Origin of the sequence: Anabaena sp. AL09, assembly GCF_001672255.1 — a bacterium.
In the GTDB taxonomy this organism is placed as follows: domain Bacteria; phylum Cyanobacteriota; class Cyanobacteriia; order Cyanobacteriales; family Nostocaceae; genus Dolichospermum; species Dolichospermum lemmermannii.
Genome location: NZ_LJOQ01000031.1, coordinates 1 through 2,091, shown reverse-complemented (window position 1 = coordinate 2,091; position 2,091 = coordinate 1). Strand labels below are relative to the sequence as shown.

Sequence of the window (2,091 nt, the reverse complement as noted above, 5' to 3'; positions counted from 1 at the left end):
AGTGAAAATTGTCGAGCGATAGACAACTAAATTTTCGCCTTTAATCTATCCCCTAAGGCCAACTTATAATCGCCTGAGATATACTTTAGTTTATCTTGAAAGCGATCGCTAATTTATGAAATCTCAAATTAGTCCTTGGGGAAATTCTTTAGCCTTCACTCTATAAATAAAAGTAAGAAAATCAGATCCCCGACTTCTGAGAGAAGTCGGGGATCTGAAACTGTTGATCTTGAAGGCGATCGCTTGGTTAAATGAAACTATTATACTCAAAATGGCTAGAAGCTGGACTTTTTTATCATACAAAGAATAAGGTTCAAAGCCTCTCCCTAACCCTCTTCCAAGAGGAGAGGGAAAAGGAATAACATTTAATACTGGAGAGGTTTACCAGAGGGGTTTGATATTTGATTAAACTATGAACCGTTTGCAGTATAAAAGCTAATTAGCTCTTTACTATTTTGTAAAAAAATAACCTCTAGTATAGATTTAAAGGAATTTTGAAACTGCTTAGTTAAAAAAATATTGTGAAAATTAGTTATATAAATGAAAACAGATAAATTATTTTACAGAATTTTCTTAAATCAACCAGATTTAATAGCAGAATTAATTCCTGGTATTCCTAGTGATTGTGAATTTGAGTATAGCGCACCTGTACTCAAAGAAAAAGAAACTAGGTTAGATGGGTTATTAACACCGATTAGTAATAATTCTGATGTACCGCTAATATTTCTCGAAGCACAAATGCAGCGAGATACAAAATTTTATAGTCGCTATTTTCGAGGAATATTTAGCTATATTGACCAATATGAAATTAGCAGAAATTGGCGCGGATTACTAATTTTACTGAATAAACGTTTGGAATTAGGTTCAGAACTTCCACACAGAAACTTACTTAATAGTCAAGTAGAAAGGTTATATTTAGAAGATTTATTACATCAAGATGATTTAAGTCCTAATTTAGCTCTACTAAGATTAATAGTAACGCCTAAAGACCAAGCAGGATTAGCAGCTAGGAAAATTTTAAACAGTGTCAGCACAGAAGCAGAATTTCAGCTAAAATTAGATTTAGTAGAGTCCATATTAGTCAACAAATTTACACAACTAACCCTAGAGGAGATTCAAAAAATGCTTAATCTCAAAGAGGCTGATATTACTCAAACCCGGTTTTATCAAGAGGTGTTAGAAATTGGTGAGAAAAAAGGTTTACAACAAGGTGTGCAACAAGGAGAAGCAAATCTAACTATTCGTTTGCTAAAACGCCGTTGTGGTAATTTAACTGCTATTCAAGAGCAAAAAGTGCGATCGCTCTCCATTTCTCAATTAGAATCATTAGGAGAGGCATTATTGGATTTTCAAAATATGTCAGATTTGGAAAATTGGTTACAAGATAATCGCCGTTTATCTTGAAAGCGATCGCTAATTTATGAAATCTCAAATTAGTCCTTGGGGAAATTCTTTGGCCTTGAAATGGGAACTGCTTGCACCAGCACTTGTGCGATCGCTCATATACTAGAATGTAAATAAGCATGAAGACCGACAAACTATTTTACCGGATATTTCTCAATCAACCAGGTCTTCTTGCCGAACTCCTCCCCGGAATCCCCCCAGATTGTCAATTCGATTACTCAGCACCAGTCATTAAAGAACAGGAATTTCGTCATGATGGGATTTTAACCCCTTTAGGAAAAGACCCCAATCTTCCCCTAGTGTTTCTAGAAGCGCAAATGCAGCCAGACACAGACTTTTATGGACGCTACTTTGCCGAAACCTACCTTTATTTAAAACAGTATAAAATCATCAGACCTTGGCGAGGATTACTAATTCTCAAATCCCGTGGTCATGACCTGGGTTCAGAAATTCCTTACCAATTCCAGTTAGATAACCAAGTCCAAAGACTCTACTTACAAGACCTCCTACATCAAAATTGCCTAAGTCCCAATCTAGCATTACTGCAACTGATTATCCTGCCGAAAACAAAAACCATTCAAGCTGCTCAAAACCTGCTAGAAAGTAGTAAAGGTCAACCAGAATTTAGACAAAAACTAGATTTAGTTGAAGCTATACTGGTAAACAAATTCCCTAACCTAAGTTTGG

The 2,091-nt window shown here is 35.5% G+C and carries 2 protein-coding genes; both read left to right on the top strand.

Going from position 1 to position 2,091, the window contains the following annotated elements:
* Positions 1-540 precede the first annotated feature (540 nt).
* Positions 541-1,404, top strand: coding sequence for a DUF2887 domain-containing protein (locus AN490_RS05140; RefSeq protein ID WP_300000608.1), 864 nt, complete (start codon positions 541-543; stop codon positions 1,402-1,404).
* A gap of 119 nt (positions 1,405-1,523) precedes the next feature.
* On the top strand, positions 1,524-2,091 hold a 568-nt coding region (locus AN490_RS05135; RefSeq protein WP_300000606.1), incomplete at its 3' end, for an Rpn family recombination-promoting nuclease/putative transposase.